This is a genomic window from Actinoplanes couchii, assembly GCF_016862075.1.
GTDB classification, from domain to species: Bacteria; Actinomycetota; Actinomycetes; order Mycobacteriales; family Micromonosporaceae; genus Actinoplanes; species Actinoplanes couchii.
On sequence record NZ_BOMG01000012.1, the window covers coordinates 40,859 to 62,992 of the forward strand.

18 protein-coding genes are annotated in these 22,134 nt (G+C 72.1%); 9 read left to right on the top strand and 9 right to left on the bottom strand.

The window, feature by feature from the left end; genetic code table 11:
• The first annotated feature begins 82 nt into the window (after positions 1-82).
• On the top strand, positions 83-2,458 hold the full coding sequence (locus Aco03nite_RS03250; protein WP_203793062.1) for an N-acetylmuramoyl-L-alanine amidase: 2,376 nt from the start codon (positions 83-85) through the stop codon (positions 2,456-2,458).
• Here the strand turns inward: Aco03nite_RS03250 and Aco03nite_RS03255 are convergent, their stop codons facing one another.
• The 8 genes from Aco03nite_RS03255 to Aco03nite_RS03290 all read right to left on the bottom strand — a co-directional run bounded on the left by Aco03nite_RS03255 (position 2,459) and on the right by Aco03nite_RS03290 (position 12,833).
• On the bottom strand, positions 2,459-4,453 hold the full coding sequence (locus Aco03nite_RS03255; protein WP_203793063.1) for a response regulator: 1,995 nt from the start codon (positions 4,451-4,453) through the stop codon (positions 2,459-2,461).
• Positions 4,450-5,523, bottom strand: coding sequence for a chemotaxis-specific protein-glutamate methyltransferase CheB (gene cheB, locus Aco03nite_RS03260; protein WP_203793064.1), 1,074 nt, complete (start codon positions 5,521-5,523; stop codon positions 4,450-4,452). Before cheB ends, Aco03nite_RS03255 begins: the two co-directional genes overlap by 4 nt.
• Complete coding sequence (locus tag Aco03nite_RS03265; RefSeq protein ID WP_203793065.1) at positions 5,520-7,589, bottom strand: hybrid sensor histidine kinase/response regulator; 2,070 nt, start codon at positions 7,587-7,589, stop codon at positions 5,520-5,522. Before Aco03nite_RS03265 ends, cheB begins: the two co-directional genes overlap by 4 nt.
• Positions 7,589-9,067, bottom strand: coding sequence for a methyl-accepting chemotaxis protein (locus tag Aco03nite_RS03270; RefSeq protein ID WP_203793066.1), 1,479 nt, complete (start codon positions 9,065-9,067; stop codon positions 7,589-7,591). The genes Aco03nite_RS03265 and Aco03nite_RS03270 overlap by 1 nt, the downstream gene beginning before the upstream one ends.
• Positions 9,064-9,606 (bottom strand): chemotaxis protein CheW, encoded by a 543-nt coding sequence (locus Aco03nite_RS03275; RefSeq protein ID WP_203793067.1) that lies wholly within the window; start codon positions 9,604-9,606, stop codon positions 9,064-9,066. Before Aco03nite_RS03275 ends, Aco03nite_RS03270 begins: the two co-directional genes overlap by 4 nt.
• A gap of 73 nt (positions 9,607-9,679) precedes the next feature.
• Positions 9,680-11,059: a CheR family methyltransferase gene (locus Aco03nite_RS03280; protein WP_203793068.1), complete on the bottom strand. Its 1,380-nt coding sequence runs from the start codon at positions 11,057-11,059 to the stop codon at positions 9,680-9,682.
• Positions 11,056-11,547, bottom strand: a complete 492-nt coding sequence (locus Aco03nite_RS03285) for a chemotaxis protein CheW (protein ID WP_239144878.1) — start codon at positions 11,545-11,547, stop codon at positions 11,056-11,058. Before Aco03nite_RS03285 ends, Aco03nite_RS03280 begins: the two co-directional genes overlap by 4 nt.
• A 113-nt stretch (positions 11,548-11,660) precedes the next feature.
• A complete protein-coding gene (locus Aco03nite_RS03290; protein WP_203793069.1) occupies positions 11,661-12,833 on the bottom strand; it encodes an acyltransferase family protein in 1,173 nt (390 codons plus the stop codon).
• Between the two features lie 205 nt (positions 12,834-13,038).
• On the opposite strand from Aco03nite_RS03290, the gene Aco03nite_RS03295 reads away from it, so the two are divergent.
• The 7 genes from Aco03nite_RS03295 (at position 13,039) to Aco03nite_RS03325 (ending at position 19,972) form a co-directional block, all read left to right on the top strand.
• Positions 13,039-13,596, top strand: a complete 558-nt coding sequence (locus Aco03nite_RS03295; protein WP_203793070.1) for a CAP domain-containing protein — start codon at positions 13,039-13,041, stop codon at positions 13,594-13,596.
• Between the two features lie 195 nt (positions 13,597-13,791).
• Positions 13,792-14,490 (top strand): L,D-transpeptidase family protein, encoded by a 699-nt coding sequence (locus Aco03nite_RS03300; protein ID WP_239144879.1) that lies wholly within the window; start codon positions 13,792-13,794, stop codon positions 14,488-14,490.
• Positions 14,491-14,572: 82 nt separating this feature from the next.
• Complete coding sequence (locus Aco03nite_RS03305; protein ID WP_203793072.1) at positions 14,573-15,508, top strand: TY-Chap domain-containing protein; 936 nt, start codon at positions 14,573-14,575, stop codon at positions 15,506-15,508.
• A 232-nt stretch (positions 15,509-15,740) separates the two neighbouring features.
• The gene (locus Aco03nite_RS03310) at positions 15,741-17,081 is read left to right on the top strand and encodes an efflux RND transporter periplasmic adaptor subunit (RefSeq protein ID WP_203793073.1); all 1,341 of its coding nucleotides are present in this window, start codon (positions 15,741-15,743) and stop codon (positions 17,079-17,081) included.
• Entirely contained in the window at positions 17,078-17,752 is a 675-nt protein-coding gene (locus Aco03nite_RS03315) for an ABC transporter ATP-binding protein (RefSeq protein WP_203793074.1), read from the top strand. Before Aco03nite_RS03310 ends, Aco03nite_RS03315 begins: the two co-directional genes overlap by 4 nt.
• Positions 17,739-18,923: an ABC transporter permease gene (locus Aco03nite_RS03320; RefSeq protein WP_203793075.1), complete on the top strand. Its 1,185-nt coding sequence runs from the start codon at positions 17,739-17,741 to the stop codon at positions 18,921-18,923. The genes Aco03nite_RS03315 and Aco03nite_RS03320 overlap by 14 nt, the downstream gene beginning before the upstream one ends.
• A 59-nt stretch (positions 18,924-18,982) precedes the next feature.
• Complete coding sequence (locus tag Aco03nite_RS03325) at positions 18,983-19,972, top strand: GGDEF domain-containing protein (RefSeq protein WP_203793076.1); 990 nt, start codon at positions 18,983-18,985, stop codon at positions 19,970-19,972.
• Here the strand turns inward: Aco03nite_RS03325 and Aco03nite_RS03330 are convergent.
• Complete coding sequence (locus Aco03nite_RS03330) at positions 19,950-20,579, bottom strand: tetratricopeptide repeat protein (protein ID WP_203793077.1); 630 nt, start codon at positions 20,577-20,579, stop codon at positions 19,950-19,952. The genes Aco03nite_RS03325 and Aco03nite_RS03330 overlap by 23 nt on opposite strands.
• Between Aco03nite_RS03330 and Aco03nite_RS03335 the strand changes: the two genes are divergently transcribed.
• The gene (locus tag Aco03nite_RS03335) at positions 20,568-20,945 is read left to right on the top strand and encodes a hypothetical protein (RefSeq protein ID WP_203793078.1); all 378 of its coding nucleotides are present in this window, start codon (positions 20,568-20,570) and stop codon (positions 20,943-20,945) included. The genes Aco03nite_RS03330 and Aco03nite_RS03335 overlap by 12 nt on opposite strands.
• The last annotated feature ends 1,189 nt before the right edge of the window (positions 20,946-22,134 follow it).

Sequence of the window (22,134 nt, forward strand, 5' to 3'; positions counted from 1 at the left end):
GGGGGCGTTTGCGGGACGGGACGTGACCGGAGCGTCCGGTATGGTTCGGCCGCACACGACTGGGGATCACGGCGGGGGACGGATGAGACGTAAGGTTGCCATCGGGCTGGGCACGGCTACCGCCGTGCTGGCTGCCGGCGGGGGAGTGGCTGCTCTGACCTGGTCTTCCGGACCCGGGGTCGCCGCTGCGGCGGTGATTCCCACGGCACCTCCGGCGACGGTGGTCGGCACCGTGGCCGCGGATCCGAACCCGGCGCCGCCACGGGTCCGCTCGGAGTTGCGGACGGTGGGGCTGACGGTCTCCGGCAGCAAGGCGGATCTGCCGCAGCAGGCCACCAAACGGTTCAGCCTTCTCGGCGTCACCTGGGACGACGGCCGTAGCGTGCCGGACGGCACCCTCGAGGTGCGGACCCGCAGCGTCACGACCGGCAAGTGGTCCGGCTGGGAGGCGCTCCACCTCCAGGACGACGGGCCCGATGGCACGGAGGCCGCCGCGCCGCGACGTGGGGCGACCGCGCCGCTGTGGGTCGGCCCGTCCGACGGCGTGGCCGCCCGGATCGCCGGCAAGGGCGCCGAACTGCCGGCCGGCCTGCGACTCGACCTGATCGACCCGGGCAGCGAGAGCACCGGCGGTCAGGGCAACGAGAGCACCGGTGGGAAGGGTGGCGGGAGCACCGGTGGGCAGGGCGGTGGCGAGCCGGTTCCCAGCGCCTCCGTCCCGTCCGCGACGCCCACCGGCACGACGACCGACCCGGCGGCCGATGAGCCGTCGGAGGAGGCGACCGAGCCGGTTGTCGAGGAGACCGCCCCGGGCGGTTCGCCGTCACCGACGGCCGGCGCGACCCCGGAGGTCGCCGTCCCGTCGGCCGGCGGGAAGACGACCGATTCCGGAAAGACGAACGATTCCGGGAAAGTGACCGATTCCGGTAAGACGGCCGACTCCGGCAAGGCGTCGGTGGCGGCGATCGCACCCCGGTTCCCGGCCTACCGCTCGCGGAGCTACTGGAGCGCCGACGAGACGATCGTCAAGCGCGACGACCTGGCCGTAGCCGACAGCGTCCAGGTGGTGTGGGTCCACCACACCGCGCACGCGACGGACGCCAACTCCTACTCCTGCTCGGCCGCCTCGACGATCATCCGGGCGATCCAGAAGTACGACGTAGCCAGCAAGAAGCTCTCCGACATCGGCTACAACTACCTGGTCGACAAGTGCGGCAACCTCTACGAGGGCCGCGCCGGCGGGGTGGAGAACGCCGTCGTCCCGGCCGCGGTCGTCGGTTTCAACACCGGTTACGCGTCGATCGCGGTGATCGGCGACTACGACACGGCCGCCTCGACGGCCGCCGTGGAGAAGGTCCTGGCGCAGGTCGCCGCCGCCCGGCTGAGCAAGTACGGCTTCGACCCGGCGAGCCAGGTCACCCTCACCGCCGTGATCGACAACAACAAGTACAAGACCGGTGCGAAGTTCACCGTTTCCCGGGTGGCCGGCCACCAGGAGGCCGACTCCACCCTCTGCCCGGGGAAGAGCCTGACCGCCCGCCTGCCGGAGATCCGGAACCAGGCACAGGTGATGATCACCGGGCTGGCCGTGCCGTCGATCACCGGCGCGGTGCCGTCGGCCGGTGCGTACTACGCGAAGAAGTCGGCGACGGTGAACTGGACGGTGGCCGCGGACGCGCCGGCGATCGCCGGGTTCGACGTCCTGCTCGACGGCGCGAGGATCGCCACGGTCGCCGCGACCGTACGCAGCGCCCCGGTGACGGTCCCGGCCGGGAAGCACACCGTCACGGTTCTGGCCCGGCAGACCTCCGGTGCCACCGCCCGGGTCGCCGTGGTGGTCTACGGTGACGTCACCGCGCCCACCTTCAAGGCGACGATCGGGCTGTCGCTGCGGACCGGCACCTACAGCGCCACGGTGGTCCCGGTGAAGCTCACCCCGAACGGCGCCGACAACGTGAAGCTGGCCGGTTACCAGGTCAGCAAGCCGAAGGCGGCGGCGCTCGGCCCGGTCGCGAGCTGGGCGACCACGGTCAAGCCGGGCGCGTCGGTCTGGACGGTCACCGCGAAGGACGTGGCGGGCAACAGCCGGGCCGCGTCGATCACCCGCACGGTGACGCTGTCGCCGGAGACGGCGGCGAAGAGGACCGGCATGTGGACGAAGAAGACCGGTGCCGGCTACCTGGGCGGCAAGGCGCTGACCGCGTCGAAGAAGAACGCGAAGCTGACCTGGACGTTCACCGGCCGGTCCGCGTCGCTGCTGTTCTCCCGGGCGGCCGCCAGCGGCACGGTGGTGATCTACGTGGACGGCAAGAAGATCACCACGGTCAACCTGAAGTCCGCCAAGGCGCTGAACCGGCAGGCGGTCTGGACCCGGGACCTGACCTACGGCAAGCACACCGTGGCGATCGTGGCCCAGGGCAAGCCGGTGGTCTCGGACGGAATGGCCTTCATCAAGTAGTCAGGAAGTACGGCGGACGTTCTCGCGCCGCTCCGGGCCGGGATGGTCCGGGACGGCGGCCGGGGGCAGGGTGAACGAGAAGGTCGCGCCCTGCCCCTCCTTGCTCTCCGCCCAGATCTCCCCGCCGTGCCGTTCCACCGCCCGGTGCACGGTGGTCAGCCCGATGCCGGTGCCGGGGAAGTCGCGGGCGTCGTGCAGCCGGGCGAACGGCCGGAACAGCTGCCCCGCCTGGTCGGACGGGAATCCGGCGCCGTTGTCGCGCACCCAGAACCGGGTGCCGTCGGTGCTGATCTCGACCGCCGGATCATCGACCTTGCGGGTGAACTTGACCGCGTTGGTGATCAGGTTCTCCAGGACCACCCGGACCAGACCCTCGTCCCCGTCGGCGACCATGCCCTCGCGTACGGCGAAATCGATCTGCCGGTCCGGATCGCGGGCCGTGACGTCGGCGACCACCTGGCGTGCCGTCGCAGTCATGTCGAAGGTCTCCCGGCGTAGCTCGCCACGGCTGGCCCGGGCCAGGATGAGCAGCGACTCCACCAGGTCGGCCATCCGCATCGAGGCCGCGTGGATGCGGGTCAGCCGGTGTTTGGTGGCCTCGCCGAGCGGCTCCTCGATCTCCTCCAGCATGTGCTCGGCGAAGCTGCTGATCACCTGCAGCGGGCCGCGCAGGTCGTGGGACACCGAGCCGGAGAACGCCTCCAGCTCCCGGTTGCGCCATTCCAGTTCCTCGACCATCGCGGCCCGGGTCTCGGCGAGCTGCCGGGCGGCCCGTTCCTCGGCGGCGTCCAGTTCGCGGCGCATCAGCTCCTCGCGGATGCGGCGGGCCTCGTCGTGCGACTGCTTGCGGCGGATCTGGGCGCGCACGTGCACCCGCAGGCCCTCCGGCACGTCGGCGTCGCGCACGTAGTCGTCGGCGCCGGCCGCCAGCGAGTCCAGCATCCGCTCCTCCGGCCCGGTCATCACCAGCGGCAGATCGCCGGCCTGGGGTGCGCCCCGAAGCCGCCGGCACTCCGCGGCGGCCCGCTCCGGGTCGTCGCCGAACCCGAGGACGATGCAGTCGACCGGCTGGGCGGCGAGCAGTTCGACGGTGTCGTCCACGGCGGTGGCCTGCACGATGTCGTAGCCGTCGGCGCGCAGCGGTTCGGCCCAGCGTTCCAGTTCGGCCCGGTCGGCGCCGACGATCATCACCTTGCCCGGCCCGTGCAGACCGCCGATCGCCTCGATCGGCAGCTGTTCGGCGCTCTGCCGCAGCACCACCGCCAGTTTCGCCAGCACCACCGCCATGTCCTGCTGCTTGCGGACGAACGCGTCGGCCCCGGCGTCGAGCATCTGCATCTCGGTGGCGTAGTCGTCGGCGGCCGTCATCAGCAGGCACGGGGTGTCGCGCAGCGCCGGGTCGAGGCGGATCCGGCGGATCACGGTGGCGCCGTCGACGACGGGCATCACCCCGTCCACGATGATCGCGTTGGGCCGGCGGTCGGCGGCCATCCGCAGCCCCTCCTCGCCGCCGGTCGCGGTCAGCACCGCGTAGCCCTCGGGTTCCAGCAGCTCGCGCAGCTGCTCCCGGAAGGTGACGCTGTCGTCGATGACGAGGATGGTGGTGAGCCCGGTGTCCCGGTCCGGGGCCTCGCCGAGCAGTTGCCGGGTCCGGGCCACCACATAACCCGCGTCGTACGGTTTCCCCACGTACTCGTCCGCGCCGGTGCGCAGTCCGGCGAGCCGGTCGGACACCTCGCTCTCGCTGGACAGCAGCATGGTGATCACCCCGTCCCGGCCGGGGGTGTGCCGCAACTCGGTGAGCAGTTCCAGGCCGTCGGCGTCGGGCAGCAGCACGTCCAGCACGGCCGCGTCGAAGGGTTTCGCCGCGAACGCCGACCGGGCCTCGGCCCCGGTGGCGCAGAGGATGGTGGCGAACCCGTCGTCGGAGAACGCCTCGTGCAGGTCCATCCGCACGGTCAGGCTGTCGTCGACGATCAGCACGGTCGGCGTCATCGGTGGACCGCCGAGGCCAGCTCGGCGACCCGAGCGGCGATCCGGGCCGGCGGGAGCACGTGCTGGGCGGCGCCGATCAGCGCGGCCTCCCGGGGCATGCCGTAGACGGTGCAGCTCCCCTCGTCCTGGGCGAAGGTGACCGCGCCCCGGTTGCGCATCTGCAGCAGACCGGCGGCCCCGTCCCGGCCCATCCCGGTGAGCAGGCAGCCGATCGCGGCCGCGCCGAACTCGTCGGCGACCGATTCGAACAGCACGTCCACCGACGGCCGGCAGGAGTGCCGCTGCGGGCCGTCGCTGAGCCGCAGCAGCTTGTCCCGGACGAAGACGTGCCGGTCCGGCGGCGCGAGCAGGACCTGCCCGGCGACCCGGCTGACCGGGGTGCCGTCGGTGGCGTAGCGGACGTCGCGGCCGCACTGCCCGCCCAGCCAGTCGGAGAACGCCACCGCGAACTGCTCGCTGGTCGCGATGTGCTGCACGATCAGCACCGGGGTGGGGAACGACGACGGCAGCGAGCACAGCAGCTCGGTGAGCGCGCCGGGGCCGCCGGTGGAGGCGCCGACCGCGACCACCGACACGCCGGTGAGGGCCGGGATCGGCACCGGCGGCGGCGTCGGAGTGGCCGGAACGGACGGGGCCGCCGTGGTGGTGGATCGCCGGGCCCGGGTGTGGGTGATCACCCGGATCCGGGACACCACCCGCAGCGACGTACGCAGCCGCGAGGCCCAGTCGGCGTCCGAGTCGTCGCCGCGCGGTTTCTCCATCACGTCCACCGCCCCGGCGGCCAGCGCGTTGTACGTGCTGAACAGCTCCTGCCGGTCTGCCGACGACACCACCAGGATCGGGGTCGGGTGGCTGGCCATGATCTGCTCGGTGGCCTCCAGGCCGCTGATCCCGGGCAGCATCATGTCCATGGTGATCACGTCGGGGCGCAGCCGGGCGGTCATCTGCACGGCCCGTTCCCCGTCCATCGCCTCGCCGACGATCTCCAGCTGCGGGTCCGGGGCGAGCGCCTCCCGCAGGTGGTGCCGCATGGTGGACGAGTCCTCGACGATCAGCACCCGGGTCGTCATGAGCGGACCACCAATCGCCGGATGTGACCCAACAGGAGTTCCTGGTCGAATTCGCCCTTGACCACGTACGCGCTGGCCCCGGCGTCCCGTCCGCGGTCCCGGTCGGCGGCGCTGGCCCGGGAGCTGACCAGGATCGCCGGCACCACGGCCAGCTTGGGGTCGGCCCGGGTCCGTTCGACGAACGTGAAGCCGTCGATGCCGGGCATGTCGATGTCGGTGAGGAACAGCCCGTACCGCCGGGCCCGGGCCTTCTCCAGGCCCTCCTCGCCGGACGCGGCCAGGTCCACCTCGTAGCCGGCCGACTCCAGGATGCTGCGCTCCAGCATCCGGGTGGTCAGCGAGTCGTCGACGACCAGGATCGGCAGCGGCGCGGCGACCGTGGCGGCCGCCGGGCGGGCGCCCGCCTGATGGCCGCGGAACACCTCGTCGGCCAGGCCCTGCGGGTCCAGCACCAGGCGCGGGTTGCCGTCAGCGTCCACCGACACGCTGCTGACCACCGCCGACGCCGGCGCCAGCTCGGGCAGCGGGCGGGCCACCAGACCGGACGTGCCGGCCAGCCGGTCCACCCCGATCGCGAACGTGCCGCCGGTGGTGTTGACCACGACCGCGGCGCCGATACCGGGCGTGTCCGGGACCGTCGAGCCGGTGTAGAGGGCTTCGGCCAGCGGCAGGAACGGGGCCGCGCTGCCGTCGTAGACGATCCGCCCGGACACCGCCGCGGCGGCCGCCTCCTCCGGGCTCAGCCGCACACACGCCCGGACCACGTCCAGCGGCAGCGTCGCCACGGTGCCACCGGCCTCCACGTTCAGCCCGGTCATCGCCAGCAGCGCCAGCGGGAAGATCAGCTCGACGGTGGCGCCCAGGCCGGGCGTGCTGTGCACCTTGACCTCGCCCTGCAGCTGCACGGCCACCTCGCGGACCGCGTCCATCCCGATGCCGCGCCCGGACACTTCGGTCACCGCCGGCGCTGTGCTGATCCCGCCGTGCAGGACCAGGCCGAGCAGCGACTCACTGTCCGGCGGCCCGCTCCCGGCCGCCAACAGACCACGATCTTCTGCGGTACGCCGTAACGCGTCCAGATCGAAACCCCGGCCGTCGTCGATGCACCGGAACATCGCGAAGCGCCCGCGCCGTTCCACCTCGACGGTGATCGTCCCCTCGGCCGGTTTGCCGGCCGCCACCCGCTCCTGCTCCGGCTCGATGCCGTGCACCACCGCGTTGCGCACCACGTGCAGGAATCCTCCGCTGACCGGGCCGAGCAGGTGTGCGCCCATCCGGATCCCGGTGCCCCGGGCCTCGAACCGGACCCGTTTGCCCTCGGCGTCGGCGGCGTCGCGCACGGCCCGCCGCAGCGTGGTGAAGACCGAGCTGACCGGGACCAGCCGCAGCCCTTCGGCACGCGCCCGGACGTCCTCCAGCTCCCGTTCGATCTGGTCGACCGAGTCGGTGAACCGGCGCCCGGCCGACCCGAGTTCGGCGGCCAGCCGTTCCGCCGCGGCCCGGGTGGCCGCCGCGTTGCCGCGCCCGACCCGCAGCTGGTCGGCGAGGTTCTCGGCGGACCGGTGCAGCCGTTCGACGGTGGAGCAGCCGACCCGTAGCGGCGCCATCCGGGTGTTGGTCTCGCCGATCGCGTCCAGCAGCTCGTCCAGGTCGGCGGTGGGGGGTTTGACGACCTCCTCGCGCCGCGGTTCCGGCGCCTTCTCCTGCGCCTTGGCCGGTTCCACCTTTTTATCGGGAGCAGGAGCGGGTTTCTCCATCACCGTGACACAGGCGGCGATCGCGTCGTTGAGGCGCAGCAGCTCGCGCATCTCCTCGGCGGCCAGCGGCCCCGCGTCGTCACCCCGGTGCGGGACCAGGATCTCCTCGAACGCGTGTGCGTGGTCGGCGATCTCCTTCTGCTTGACCACCCGGGCCGCGCCCTTGAGCGTGTGCGCGACCCGCAACAGCATCGCCACCGGTTCCGGGCCGGGCCGCTGGTCCAGGTCGAGCACTCCGGCGCTGATCTGATCGACCAGTTCGCGCGCCTCGACCCGGAAGTACCGCAGCGGATCCTTGCCCTCGGCCATCAGTGGCGTCCGGTGCCGACGAGTTCCAGCAGATCCCCGGAGAGGGTGGAGAGGTGGGCCGCGGTCTGTTTGGTCTGCACCGCGCTGGCCTCGGTCTCCCGCGACACCCGGGCGGTGTCCGAGACGGCCACGTTGACCTGCTCGACGGCGGTGGTCTGCTGCTTGGTGGAGAGTTCGATCTCCCGGGTCGCCTCGTTGGTGGTCGACACCAGGTGGGCGATCTCCCGGAACGAGCTGGTGGCCTGGTCGAACTGCCGGGAACCGGCGTCCACCGCCTTGGCGCCGATCTCGGTGGCCATCACGGTGGTGTTGACCGCGCCGCGGACGTCCTCGATCAGCGCCCGGATCTCCTTGGCCGACGCCGCGGTCCGGTCGGCGAGCTTGCGGATCTCCTCGGCCACCACCGCGAACCGGCGGCCCCACTCCCCGGCGCCACTGGCCTCGATGGTGGCGTTGATGGCCAGGATGTTGGTCTGCTCGGCCAGCTCCGACACCAGGTCCACGACCAGGCCGATCTGCTGCGACTTCTCGCCCAGCGCCAGCATGTGCTGCACGATCTGGTCGACCTGGGAGCGGATCGCGCTGATCGAGGCTCTGGTCTGGTCGATGGTGGAGTCACCGCTGCGGGCCGCCGACTCGGTCTCCTCGGCGATCTTCGACACCCGCTGCGCCGCCTCGGCGATCTGCCGGGAGGTGATCAGCAGCTCGGAGATGGTCGTGGTGATCTCGTTCATCGCGCTGGCCTGGTCCCGGCCGCCGCTGACCTGCTGGGAGGCGGCCGCCTCCAGCTCGGCCGACGAGCTCTGGATGTGGCCGACCGCGGCGCCCACCTCACGCTTGAGGTCCCGGCTGAGCCGCCAGGCGACCACCGACGCGCTCATCGTGGTGAGCACACCCAGCACGATGATCACCACGATGGCCTGGGTGGCCCGGCTGGACGCCGCGTCCCGGTCGGCGGCGACCGTCGTCTGCACCCGGGTGATGAGCGCGGTCAGGGCGGTCTCCAGCTCGATCCGGATCGGGACCACCCGGGTGTCGTTCGTCGCGACGATCCGGTCGATGTAGTCGGCGCCGGGGTGCTCCTTCCGCTCGGTCATCACCGCGGCGGTCGCCGCCGCGTGCCGGCTGTCGACCTCGGCGATCTCGGCCGCCAGCCGCTGCGATTCGGCATCGGTGAGGGCGCTCTTCAGCTTGTCCAGCCGGTTCCGGAACGAGGTGTGGTCGTTGTCGGTCAGATTCTCGTTCTCCGCGGTCGGCTTCAACAGGAAGGCACGGTAGTTGGCGATCCGCGCCTCCAGGGTGCTGCGCAGGTTCTCCGCGCCGGTCAGGTTCGCCGTCGCCGACTCGATCGCCGCGTCCTTGGAACTCACCACGAGGGCCAGGCCCGTGACCGACGTGATGATGGTGAGCAGGGTCAACAGCACGGTGATTCCGACACCGAAGGCGAGTTTGCCTCCGAACGTACGTCCGGCCATCATCGGATCTCCTCGGGGACGGGCTGGTGTCCGGCCAGCTGGTGGACGAGTGCACGGACAGCCGGCACGTCGATGATCGGGCGGTCCCCGTCCGGCAACCGGACCAGGCCCTGCAGGCAGCCGTGCTGCCCGTCGTCGTCGGTGGACGCGGTGACCACGTCGCCGAGCGGAACCCGCAGATGCCGGTCCAGCTCGTGGAACGCCAGCGCCATCGGCGGGGTTCCGGCGGTCAGCAGCAGCCAGCGGGGGCGCTGCCCGATGGTGTGCCCGAGCAGGGCCGCCAGGTCGTACACCGGCACCACGGTCCCGGCGAAACCCGCCACCCCGAGCAGCGCCCGTACGGTCGTCGGCAGCGCCGTCACCGGCCGGTCCGGGTGCACCCCGGAGGCCTGGGACAGGCGCAGCGCGTACGGCCGTCCCCCGGCGCCGACCGCGAGCAGCTCGATGGAGTCGCCGTCCAGGGTGCGGGCCGGCTCGGCGAACGACCTGTCGAAGTCCGCCCGCAGCTGCTCCACCCGCCCCGCAACGCTGGTGACCCTCATGCCGGCACCTCCGCTGCGCTCCGGTGCCGGCACGAGCACTCGAACTGTGCTGATGATTCGCTCGCAAGCTCGCTCATCGCCGCACCCCGCACGCGTCCAGTTCGGTCCGGCAGAGGGTGGTCAGGGCCAGTCGCCCGAACCCGCCGCCGAACAGCACGATCCGTTCCTCGGACTCGGACGCCAGCAGTCGCAGTGCCGCCTCGAGATGGTCGGTGGCCCCGCTGCCGTCGCCACGCCGCCGGGCCAGCAGCCCCATCCGCAGCCGGGGCATCGCGAACTGCGGATCCAGGTACGCGGCCAGCCGGTACTGCCCGGCCGCCTGGTCCGCGCAGTCCAGCTCGTGGCAGATGCCGAGCAGGTGGTGCGCGTCCGGCTGCGGCCCGCCGACGTCGATCAGCCGGTGCGCGGTGGCCCGGGCCTCGTCGACCCGGCCGAGCTGGGCCAGCAGCACCCCGCGCAGCAGCACCTCCCGGTCCCCGAGCGCCTCCAGGGCCTCGGCGAACCGGTCGTCGCGCAGCAGCCCGAGCGCCCGCCGGTAGTCGCCCTCGCCGGGATCCGGCCGGGCCGGGATCGGGGCGGCCGGTGCGGTCCGGGTGACCGGGGCGGGTGCGGGCGGTGGTTCCGGGGCGGGCGCGGTGACCTGCCGCCGGTAGTAGACGGTGCCGCCGGCGTGGCACACGGTCAGCCCTTCGGGCCGCGACCCCATCGAGTCGGTGTGCCCGAGGAACAGGAATCCGCCGTCGGCCAGCGCCCGGGTCATCTTCCGGTACAGGTTCGCCCGGACGTCGTCGGTCAGGTACATCAGCAGGTTGCGGCAGAAGATCAGGTCGTACCCGGCGGCCCGCCACAGCTGCGGGTCCTCGCCTGCCACGTTGTGCTCGACGAACCGGACCGTGGCGGCCACCTTCTCGTCCACCCGGTAACCGTCCGAGGTCTTCCGGAACCAGCGTTCCCGCATGTCCTCCGGGGTGTCCCGCAGCGACCACGGCGAGTAGTGCGCGGTCCGTGCCTTGGCCAGCATCTGCCGGTTGGCGTCCACCCCGACCACCGTGACGATCCAGTCGTCGCCGGGTTTCGCCCTCGCGGCCTCGATCGCCAGCGAGTACGCCTCCTCACCCGACGAACAGCCGACCGAGAAGATCCGCAGCACCCGCTGCCCGGAGCGGGATCCGATCAGCTCCGGCAGCACCCGCTCGCGCAGCGCCCGGAACTGCTCGTCGTGCCGGAAGAAGTAGGTCTCGGTGATGCTCAGCGCCTGGGCCAGCTCGGCGATCTCGGCGGTCCAGCGCCGCCCGTCCAGCCGGTCCAGGTACTCGCGTTCGCTGAGCCCGTGCGCCTTGGCCCGGGCGGACAGCACCGTCGCGGTCTGGGTCAGGTCGTTGTCGGCGAACGTCCAGCCGAGCCGCTTCTGCAACAGGTCCCGGAAGCGGGCGAGCGATTTCGACCCGGTCATGACGCGTCCTCCGGCGGGCTGCCGGCCGCCTCCCACACCTCGTCGGGTACCGCCCGGATGCTGCGCAGCAGGATCAGCGGTTCGGTGCCGATCGTGCCGACCGCCGCGATCAGGGCCTTGGAGGCGCCGGTCAGCAGCGCGGCCGGGCCTTCCGGTGGCTCCACGTGGATCTCCTGGACGCCGATCACCGGCCCGGTGGCGCAGACGATCATGCCGCGCCCGGCCTGCACTGCCACGTACCGTTCGATCTCGCCGGTCACCCCGGTGAGCAGCCTGGTCACGTCGATCACCGGGCTCGGCGCACCGCGCAGAATGGTCAGCCCGCGGACGTAGGGTGGAGTTCCGGCCAGCGGCCGGGTGGCCAGCGGCCGCATCGTCTCGACCACCTCATCCAGCGGCAGCCCGCAGTAGAGCGGCCCGGCACGGAAGAGCAGCGCGAGGACTCCCGCGTCCACCGCCTGTGCCACGCTGCCCGGATGCCCCGCCACGGCCTCAGGCTAGTCACCGTTTTGCGAGCTTCGCTCGCTTTCGGGGCATCCGGCCGGTCCGGGCTCGCGGCTGCCCTCCACGAGCCCGGACCGGCCTCTTTTCGAGGGGCGTATCAGTGGCCCTTGCCGTCGCTGCCGGTGAACCGCACCGGCAGCGACGACGGCGCCCGGTGCCGGGGGATGCGCACGGTGTCCGGGGCCCGGCCGGCCACCGGCAGGTCCGGTTCCTCCGGTTCCCGCCCGGCCGGCGGCCACAGCCGGGCCGGCCGCTTCGCCGCCAGGTCCTCGGCCCAGCCGAAGGCCACCACCGCGACCACGGTGAGCAGCACCGCGGCCACCAGCGTGACGGGCTTCTCGAAGTGGCCGAGGTCGTCGACGGCCAGCCAGGTGAGCAGCGGCCAGATCGCCGCGATGGCCAGGTTGTGCCACAGGTAGACGGTGACCGCCCGGGAGTTCAGCACCTCGACCGCCCGGCTCAGCGGCCGGAACCGGGCCAGGCCCGTCACGTCCGGCTGCCAGCGCAGCACCACCAGCACGAACGCCAGCGACCACAGCGCCTGCGACTCCGGGACGTCGTTGAGGTCCCAGGGGTGCTCGTCGCCGGGATGCCCGCTCTGCCAGTAGAGCGCGGCGCCGCCGAGCACCACCACGGCGGTCAGCAGGGTGCGGGGCCGCAGCTTGGCCAGCAGGCCGTCGCGGTGCGCGAAACCGGCGATCCAGCAGGCGCCGAAGGTGACCAGGTCCCACATCACCGTGTCCAGCGATCCGGGCAGCTCGAACCCGCTCCGGTCGATCGCCGCGATGGCCACCACCGGGGCGGCCACCAGCAGCCAGGCCGCGCCGCCCAGGGTGCGCCACGCGGCCCAGAGCATCGGTGACAGCAGCACGAACCAGAGATAGGCGCGGATGTACCAGAGGGTCTCCCAGGCGTCGATGGCCAGCTCACTGCCGGGCGGGTCGTCCAGGGGCAGGATCCAGAAGATCAATTTCCACTGGTCGTACGGGTGAGTCCCGCCCCGTTCCAGGGTCCATCCGGTGGCGATCATGGCGGGGACGGCGATCGCGCCGAGCAGCCACAACGGGGGCAGCAGCCGGCGCAGCCGGGACGTCACCACCCGCCCGGCCGATCGTTTCTGCAACGACGCCGCGGTCAGCGAGCCGGCCACCGCGAACATCACGCCCATCGCCGGGAACACCAGGGACAGCCACGGCCAGCCGAAGAGGTGATAGACGACCACCCGGACGATGGCGGCGGCACGGAGTATGTCCAGGTATCGATTGCGCACCGGGGAACGGTAGCGACGGCGCGGGTCCATCAGGGACGGTCGACCGGACGGCGAATGCGACGGTTGGGATTACCCCGGCAGAGGGAAGATCATCCGATCCCTGTGCGTCTGTGCGACACGTCTGCGTGACCGTGACCGAAAGAGCGCCGTTGGGTTACCGACGAACGCCCCGGGCCGTCCGGAGCGCCGCGAGCGAGGGATGGACATGCGGAAAACTCTGGTAGTGCTCGGTCTGGCCGTGTTCGCCCTGCCCGGAGCACCGGCCCGGGCGGAGTCGTCCACCATGGGCGAGTCGCTCACCCGGGCCGAGGATCCGAATCCGATCGTCGACTCGCGGACCGGGGTCACCGCCGACTCGGTCTCGGCCAGCCCGTACGCGCCGTTCCAGCAGCAGGTGCTGGCCCTGGTCAACCACAACCGGCAGCGGGCCGGCTGTGAACCGCTCACCCTGGACATGCGGCTGATCCGGGCGGCCAACCGGCACGCCGCCGACATGGCCCGCCGGGAGTACTTCGACCACGAGACGCCCGGCGGCCGGAGCGCCGGGGAACGGGTCGCCGGAGCCGGATACTCGTGGTCGAAGTATTCGGAGAACATCGCCAAGGGCCAGGACAGCCCGTTCCAGGTGGTGCGCGCCTGGATGGACAGCCCCGGGCACCGGCGCAACATCCTGGACTGCTCGCTCGACGAGATGGGAGTCGGGCTGGCGGTGTCGTCCGACCGGACCCCGTACTGGGTGCAGGACTTCGCCACCCCCCGCTGACCCCGTCTTTTCCCGCAGTGATTTCGCCTCAAGCCGGTGGCCCGCGGTGCCGATGGCATACCGGTTTCGTGTCACCGCTCTTCCCGGTACGTGATTTCTGGGACGGCTGTGCTTCGATGTGCGGACATCACTCCTGGGGAGGACGTTGTGACAAGGGGACGGGTTACCGCCCGCCTCATCGGCACCGTTACGGCGGTGCTGGTTGGCAGCGGAATCAGCGCGTTCGCGCTGACGCCGGCGAGCGCTGCACCGGTGACCGCTGCCGTGACCACCACGGTGGTCACCAAGGCGGCTGCCGCGTCGTGCGCGACCGGCAAGTACCAGAAGCAGGTCGAGGGCTACCTCAAGCAGCTGGGCGGATTCGGCACGGTGACGGTGGACGGCAAGCAGTCCGCCGCCGACTGCGCCGCGATCGTCAAGTTCCAGAAACGTTACGGGATCCAGCCCGCGAAGGGCCTGGCCGGCCCGACCACGGTCGACGTCGCCAAGCGGCTGGCGTCCACCAAGACGGCGGTCTGCAAGCCCAAGAAGAAGGGCATCACCTTCTGCGTCAACCTCACCCAGCAGACCAGCTGGGTGATGAAGAACGGCAAGGTGCTGTACAAGCCCACCATCGTCCGAACCGGCTACAAGGGGTACCGGACGCCGGCGGGCACCTACAAGATCAACAAGCGGACGAAGAAGGAATGGTCCGACCCGTACGAGGTGTGGCTGCCCTACTGGCAGCGCTTCATCGGCGGGATCGGGTTCCACCAGACCACGACCTACATCCACGACAAGTGGCGCGGGTCGCACGGCTGCGTGAACCTTCTCCAGGCCGACGCCAAGGCGTACTACAGCGTCGGCAAGATCGGCATGACGGTGAAGACGTTCGGCCGCCGCGCCGGCACCTGATCCCTCCGTTCAGCGAAACGGGCCGTCCCTGTTCCCAGGGGGCGGCCCGTTTTCTGTCGTACCCCTCTGTTTGGATCGGCGCATGGAAATGAGCTGGGAAGATTTCACCCGTGCGCTGGCCGCCGGCATCGGCCGGGGCTGTGAGGACGACGCCGTCATCCTCGGCTGGCACGAGCTGGGTTTCGTCCAGTTCATCCAATCCACGGACGAGATCTCGGTGGAGGTGAGCGACAACGAGGGTCTTCCGCTGACCGGCGCGCAGCGGGCCGGGCTGACCGCGGCCGGGTGGGGGCCGCCGCCTCCCGGCTTCGGCGGGTTGTACCACCGCGACCTCCCCTGGCGGGCGGAGCAGCGGGTGTTCGACGAGACGGCGCAGCTGATCACCACGACCCTGCGGGACGCGATCGGTGTCAGCTCCCCGGCCGACCTCGAGATCAAGGCCTTCAACGTCATGGGCGGCGAGCGCTTCGCCCTGCCGCTCACCCCGCTGGAGTTCGAGAAGGCGGTCGTCGACGTCAAGGCCCGCCTCGCCGACCTGGACCTGCAGGAGGCGGCCGCCGCCTACCTGATCCGGGAGTCCGGCGTGCCCACCCGGACGGTCGCGGTGGTGCACGGGCCCGCACACCACCGGCCCGGCCCGGCGGACGCCGGTGACTTCTTCCTGGACCGGGTGCTGCTCGTCGAGGGCGACGATCCGCACATCATGGTCTGGTCGCACTCCGGGCCGAACAAACGTCTCGGCTCCCGTCTGGTGGCACGGCTGCCCGGCGACACCGGCCCCTACATCCGGGCCGAGCAGAGCAGCACCCCCTATGTGCGGGATCTGCTGCGGCGTCATCCGGCGGTGGCCGCCGACCCGGAGACCCGCGACCTGATGAACACGTTGCTGGCCGGCGGGCGCCCGGACGTGGTCCGTGCGGAACGTGTCGCCATCGACGCCGCCGGGACCATCACCGTCACGCGGATGCGGCTCGACGCCGACGAGATGGAGGTGTCCACGCTGCGCGTCGGTGGGTGACCCGGTGACGGCGGGACGGGGGTGTCGACGCTGCGCGTCGGTGGGTGACCCGGTGCCGATGGGATGGGGATGTCGACGCTGCGCGTCGGTGGGTGACCCGGTGCCGGGAGTCCCGCATCGGCCCGGCGGTCGCGCGGATACCTCGCCCCACGCGGACCTCGCGTGATGCCACGGAACCCTTTGTCGACCGTACGATATAGGCGGTCTTGATTTTGGGCTTAGAGTGGCCACTGTGTATCGCAGCCGCTCACGTGCAGTGATCATCGCCGGGCTCGTGCTTCTGGTGTCGCAGAGTGGCGTCTCGTGCGACGACGAGAAGAGCGCGGTCCGGCTGGGGAACGCCGAGCTCGGGACGGTCGACGAGATCGTCGAGGCGCCCGGCACGGTGACCGCCCGGACCGCTGCCACCCTGACCGCGCCGGCCGGCGGCACGCTCGGTGAGCTGTTCGCCGAGCCGGGGCAGCGGGTCCGCAAGGGCGACGTGCTCGCCGTCATCGACTCGCCCGACCTGACCCGCCGCCGCGACGCCGCCCGCGAGGCCCTGGCCCAGCTCCCGTCCGGCTCGTCCGCGGGCCTGGGCGCCGGCGGCACGGGCCTCGGCGGCTCGTCCGAGTTCACCGCCGTCCGCAAGCGCACCGACAAGCAGGCCGCCCACGCCTTCGCCGAGGCCCGGCGGGCCGCCGCCACGATCACCGACCCGCAGGTCCGCAAGGCCCTGCTCGACCAGGTCGGCGCTGCCGAGGCCGCCTACGAGACCGCCTCGGCGGCGTCAGCGGCCGCTCTGCGCTCGGTGCAGAACGGCGTCACCTCCCTCGGCAAAGCGATGGGTTCGCTCTCCGCGGCGCAACGACTGCAGGCCGAGCAGGCCTACGAACTGGCCGACGCCGCCGTCGACGCCCTCACCCTGCGCGCCCCGGTCGACGGCATCGTGCAGCTCGGCGGCCCCGCCCAGCCGTCGGCCGGCGGCTCCCTCGCCGGGATCCTGGAGACCGGCCAGGTGCCGTCGGTGACCGGAGGCACCGTCGCGGGCGTCGACCCGGCGGTGCCCGAGGGCGGCTGGGTGGCGGCCGGCACCCCGGTGGTGACCGTCGTCGACACCGCCCGCCTCGGCCTGACCGCCGAGGTCGACGAGACCGACGTGCTGCTCGTCGACGCCGGTGTCGCCGCCGAGATCGAACTCGACGCCGCGCCCGGGGCCGCGTTCACCGGCAAGGTCCGCTCGGTCGACCTGCTGCCCACCACCTCGGCCCGCGGCGGCGTCTCCTACCAGGTGCGACTCGATCTGGGCCCGCTCGACGCGGACTCGCCCACCCCGCGGCCCGGGATGAGCGCCGTGATCCGGCTCAAGGTCCGGCAGGCGGCCGGCGCGATCACCGTCCCCGCCTCGGCCGTGATCAACACCGGTGGGCGGGACACCGTCTGGACCGTGCGGGCCGGCCGGTTCGAGGCGGTGCCGGTCCGGCTCGGGGTGCAGGGCGAGGACACCGTGCAGATCACCTCCGGGGTGAGCGCGGGGGAGCGGGTCGTGATCGCCGGAGCCGACCAGGTCAGCGCCGGTGGGGAAGCGCCGTGAGCGCCATCGAGGCCACCGACGTCAGCCGCACCTACGAACTCGACGGCGTCTCGGTGCAGGCGCTGCGCGGAGTGTCGCTGACCGTCGAACCCGGCGACTATCTCGCGATCATCGGCACCTCCGGCTCCGGCAAGTCCACCCTGATGCACCTGCTCGGCGGCCTGGACCGGCCCACCGGCGGCACCCTGCTGATCGGCGGCCGCGACGTCGCCCGGCTCACCCCGAACGAGATGGCCGAACTGCGCAACACCACCATCGGTTTCGTCTTCCAGTCGTTCCACCTGCTGGCCCGGACCACCGCCCAGGACAACGTCGGCCTGCCCCTGGTCTACCGCGGCGCCGGCCGCCGGGAGCGCCGGGACCGCGCCGCCGCCATGCTGGACCGGGTCGGCCTCGGCCACCGGATCACCCACCGGCCCAACCAGATGTCCGGCGGCGAACAGCAGCGGGTCGCCATCGCCCGCGCCCTGGTCACCGGCCCGTCCGTGCTGCTCGCCGACGAACCTACCGGCAATCTCGACTCGGCCACCGGATCCTCCGTCCTGTCGCTGCTGGAATCCCTGGTCGACGAGGGTGTCGCGGTCGTCCTGGTGACGCACGACCGGGACGTCGCCGCCCGCGCCCACCGGCAGATCCGGATGAAGGACGGGAGAATCGTTGAGACTCGCTGAGGCGTGGCGGGTCGCCCTCGACGCGCTGCGCGCCAACCGGCTCCGCAGCATGCTCACCATGCTCGGCGTCATCATCGGGGTGGCCGCGGTGGTCGCCCTCGTCGCCATCGGCACCGGCACCAAACAGCAGATCGAGAACCAGGTCGAGGGCCTCGGCTCCAACCTGCTGATCGTGGTGCCCGGCCGCCTCGAAGCCGGTTCCGCGCCCACCTCGTCCCCGCTCACCCTGGACGATCTGGACGTGGTCAACCGGGCGGTCGGCGACCGGAGCCGGGTCGCCGTCACCATCGCCTCCGGCGAGACCGTCCGCGCCGGTACGCGTACCGGGTACGCCAGCATGCAGGGCGTCCTGGAGACCACCCCCACGGTGTTCGTCAGGCGGCTGGACCGGGGCGCCTACTTCACCCGTACCGACGTCAGCACCGGCCGCCGCGTCGCGGTCCTCGGCGCCGGGGTGGCCCGCGACCTGTTCGGCGACCGCGACCCGATCGGCCGCCAGCTCACCATCGGCGGCGTCCGGTTCCGGGTCGTCGGCGTCTTCCAGCAACTCGGGCAGAGCCTCGGCGTCGACCGGGACGGCGAGGTGCACGTGCCGGTCACCGCCGCCCAGCGCCTGCTCGGCACCGAACGCATCGACGGCCTTGCCATCCGCGCCCCCGACCGGGACCGCATCGGCGACCTGTCCACCGCCGTCGTCGCCGCCCTCGCCGAACGGCACCCGGACACCGACTTCTCCGCCGTCACCCAGGAACAGATCCTCGGTGTGCTCGGCGACATCCTCGGCGTCCTGACCGGGGTGCTCGCCGCCATCGCCGGGATCAGCCTGCTGGTCGGCGGCGTCGGCGTCTCCAACATCATGCTCGTCTCGGTCCGCGAACGGACCAGGGAGATCGGGCTGCGCAAGGCGGTCGGCGCCCGGCCCCGCGACATCGGCGTCCAGTTCCTGCTCGAAGCGGTCCTGCTCACCACCACCGGCGGCATCCTCGGCATGGCCCTCGGCGCCGGCACCGCCCTGCTCGTCGACCGGCTCAGCCCGGTGCCGGCCGCCGTCACCTGGTGGTCGATGGCGCTGGCCTTCGGCGTCTCCGCGGCCGTCGGCATCGTCTTCGGGGTGGTCCCGGCCCAGCGCGCCGGACGCCTCGACCCGGTCGTGGCTCTGCGCACCGAGTGAAAGGCCCTCAGGTAGCGCCGGGCGCTACCGATCAGTAGCCGACGGAAACGGGAGGCAGGATGCGCGACATGCACGGTGGATCCCGCGCCGTCGCCTGGTTGATGCTGGTCGCCGGACCCTACAACCTGATCACCGGCGTACTGCTGAAACTCGGCGACCCGCTGCCCGAGTTGCTCGTCGTCGGCATCTCCTCGGTGGTGTTCGTCCTGGTCGGGCTGGTCTGCCTGCGCCGCCCCGGTGTGCTGCCCGCCCTGTTCTGGCGGCTCGTGCCGTTCGTGTCGGCAGGTGTCATCACCCTGTTCAACGTGACCACCGCCGACCACAGCCTCGGCGCGCAACTGTTCTACCTGTGGCCCCTGCTGTACGCCGCGTCGTTCCTCGGCCGCCGGCTCGTCGGCCTCACCGTCCTGCAGATCTCCGCCGGGCACGCGGTCACCGTGTTCCAGGCCGGCGGCCCCCTACTGGACTGGATCGCCATCACCGTCGCCATGACCGTGACCGCCGGAGTCGTCCTCGGCCTGCGCGAACGCAACGAGAAACTCCTGCACGACCTGGCCCGGCAGGCCGCCACCGACGCGCTCACCGGGGTCGCCAACCGCCGCGCCTTCGACGCCGAACTCCACCGGGCCCTCGGCGCCGGCCCGGTGGCCCTGGTCGTGGTGGACGTCGACCACTTCAAGACGATCAACGACACCTGGGGTCACGCCGCCGGCGACCGGGCCCTCACCGTCGTCGCCGACGCACTGAGCCGCTCCGGCGACAGCCTCTGCGTGGCCCGGCTCGGCGGCGACGAGTTCGCCGTGCTCCTGCGGACCGGCCCCGACGAGGCCCTCCGGTTCGCCGAACGCGCCCGCGCCCTCACCGGCGGCGCCGACGGACTACCGGGCGGCCCACCCGGCCTCAGCATCGGCGTAGCCGCCGCCCCCGGCCACGCCGGCACCGCCGAGGACCTCCTGCGGGTCGCCGACGACGCCCTCTACCGGGCCAAGGCCGGCGGCAGAGGACGGTCGGCGCTCTACCAGCCCGTCAGTTCGTCTTCTTACCGTTGAGAGGCGTCAAGATCTCCGGAGACCTGCGCGGGTACGGGCCCCAACCGTCACGTAGCACGTGGATGTAGACGGCTTCCAGACAGACGCCGATCCGCTCGACCAGATCGGTGTCCTCCTGCGCGCCCAGCCGGATCGCCCGCGCGAAGTGATCGAGGGCCTCCATGTGCCGCCCCTGATCGAAACAGCTGCGCCCGGCATTCTCGTGCACCACGCTCCGGACCGCCGGGGCGACGTCGGCGTCCACCGCCCGCTGGAACAACCGGTCCGCCTCCATGTAGTCACCCCGCAACCGCAACACGTGCGCCAGCTCGGCCTGCGCGATCACCTGCGACTGCAGATCCTGCGCCGACTCGGCGTGCGCCAGAGCCAGCCGGCTCGCCGCGGCAGCCATCCCCAGCTCGCCGAGCAGCCGGTACACCTCGGCCCGGACACTGAGCAGCCCCGCCTTGACGATGTTGTCCGCCTCGTCGGCCAGCGGCCCGTCCAGGCGCTCCCCGAGAGCCTGCAGAGCCTTCCGATCGTCGACGACCTCCCGCAGCGTCCCCCCGTCCAGCCGCCACCGGATGGCCGACAGATCAGCAGCGGTCAGCGGCAGATGCGGAGCCAACTCCGGCCCCTGCTGCTCCGCCCGCCCACCGGCGTCCCCACTCCGGCCCGCGCCACCCTGGCCCGCGCCACCCTGGCCCGCGCCGCCTGGCGCTGCGCCGCCCTGGTCCGTGCCGCCTTGCTCCGCGTGGTCCTGGGCAGTGCCGCCTTGCGTTGCTCCACCTTGGCCCGCGCCGCCTTGCACTGCGCCAGCTTGGCCCACGCCGCGTTGCGCTGCGCCGCCTTGGCCGGTGCCGCCTTGTTCCGCGTCGCCTTGGGCCGTGCCGCCGGTCTGACCCGCGGGGCCACCGTCCGTCCCGTTGTCCCGGCTGCCGTTCGTGGTGGCTGCCGCTGCGGTTCCGTCCGGGCCGGCGGTCGCCGAACCTGACTCTGCCCGGGTCTCCTTCGCCGTCACCGGGTCGGAACCGGCCAGCCCTTCAGCGATCTTCGCGGCCGTCGTCTTCGCGGCGCCGGCGGCCTGACCATCGTCGCCACCATTCGACGCACCGGTCCGACCACCGTCGCTACCGTCCGAGGTGCCGACCGTGTCCGCCGGCCTCTCCGCGGGCGCACCCGCCGGTCGACCCGTGGCCTGATCCGCAACCTTGGCCGCCGGCTTACCTGCCGTCTTGTCCTCAGCCGACGGTTTGGTGACGAACCAGCCACTACCGAACGCACTTTCCGCCGACCGCCGCGGCTCGGTAGGCCCAGCCGTCTCCAGCCGCCCGATAGGCCGCAGGTTGTGCAGCGTCCCATCCGGATCCATGTAGGGCATGTCAGCCGGGAACCGCTCATCCGGCCCAGCCGGAGGCCACCCCTCGGCCTGAGCAGCCCCACCATCATGCACCGACGTCCCAACGCCGTCCTGCACCGACGACGGCGCAGCAGCCCCGCCGTGCCCGTTCGCCGGCGAAGCCATACCGTCGCCTACCGACGGCTGCGTCACCGCACCGTCGTGCGCAGCCATCCGCGCCGAAGCCTCGTCGTGCGCAGCCATCCGCGCCGCTGCCTCGTTGCGTGCAGCCATCTGTGCCGCTGCCTGGCTGGGTGCAGGCGTCTGCGCCGTAGCCTCGTTGCGTGCGGGCGTCTGCACCGCTGCCCCGTCGTGCGCGGGCGGCGCGGAAACACTCTTCCCACCGGCCCGAGGCCAGTTGTCGATCTCCGTCCCCACCCGGGGCCAGCTACCGGTAGCACCCTGAACAGCGCCCCCAGCCCACGACTCAGCCGCCCCGGCCTCCGGCCCGGCCTGCTGGCCAGCCTGGTGCCCGTGCCCAGCATCCTGCCCGTGCCCAGTGCCGTGACCAGCACTCTGCCCGTGCCCAAGGCCCTGCCCGGCATCCTGCCCGTGCCCAGCGCTCTGCCCGTGCCCAGCGTCCTGTCCGTGCCCAGCGTCCTGTCCGTGCCCGGCATCCTGCCCGGGCCGTGTCAACGGGAACCCGATCTTCTCCCGCCCGGCCCCACTGTCACTCTCCGCGCTCCCGGAACCAGCCCCTTGAGGCTGCCCCTGGTTCTGCGGCCGACCCGTGTTGGGCAGCGCGATGGTGGGCCGCTCAGCGACCGATCCAGATCCAGATCCA

Excerpts from the sequence above, each read along its gene's own strand:
- Aco03nite_RS03250 (WP_203793062.1), top strand. The coding sequence starts at position 83 with ATGAGACGTAAGGTTGCCATCGGGCTGGGCACGGCTACCGCCGTGCTG.
- Aco03nite_RS03255 (WP_203793063.1), bottom strand. The coding sequence starts at position 4,453 with ATGACGCCGACCGTGCTGATCGTCGACGACAGCCTGACCGTGCGGATG.
- cheB (WP_203793064.1), bottom strand. The coding sequence starts at position 5,523 with ATGACGACCCGGGTGCTGATCGTCGAGGACTCGTCCACCATGCGGCAC.
- Aco03nite_RS03265 (WP_203793065.1), bottom strand. The coding sequence starts at position 7,589 with ATGGCCGAGGGCAAGGATCCGCTGCGGTACTTCCGGGTCGAGGCGCGC.
- Aco03nite_RS03270 (WP_203793066.1), bottom strand. The coding sequence starts at position 9,067 with ATGATGGCCGGACGTACGTTCGGAGGCAAACTCGCCTTCGGTGTCGGA.
- Aco03nite_RS03275 (WP_203793067.1), bottom strand. The coding sequence starts at position 9,606 with ATGAGGGTCACCAGCGTTGCGGGGCGGGTGGAGCAGCTGCGGGCGGAC.
- Aco03nite_RS03280 (WP_203793068.1), bottom strand. The coding sequence starts at position 11,059 with ATGACCGGGTCGAAATCGCTCGCCCGCTTCCGGGACCTGTTGCAGAAG.
- Aco03nite_RS03295 (WP_203793070.1), top strand. The coding sequence starts at position 13,039 with ATGCGGAAAACTCTGGTAGTGCTCGGTCTGGCCGTGTTCGCCCTGCCC.
- Aco03nite_RS03305 (WP_203793072.1), top strand. The coding sequence starts at position 14,573 with ATGGAAATGAGCTGGGAAGATTTCACCCGTGCGCTGGCCGCCGGCATC.
- Aco03nite_RS03325 (WP_203793076.1), top strand. The coding sequence starts at position 18,983 with ATGCGCGACATGCACGGTGGATCCCGCGCCGTCGCCTGGTTGATGCTG.
- Aco03nite_RS03335 (WP_203793078.1), top strand. The coding sequence starts at position 20,568 with ATGCGGAGCCAACTCCGGCCCCTGCTGCTCCGCCCGCCCACCGGCGTC.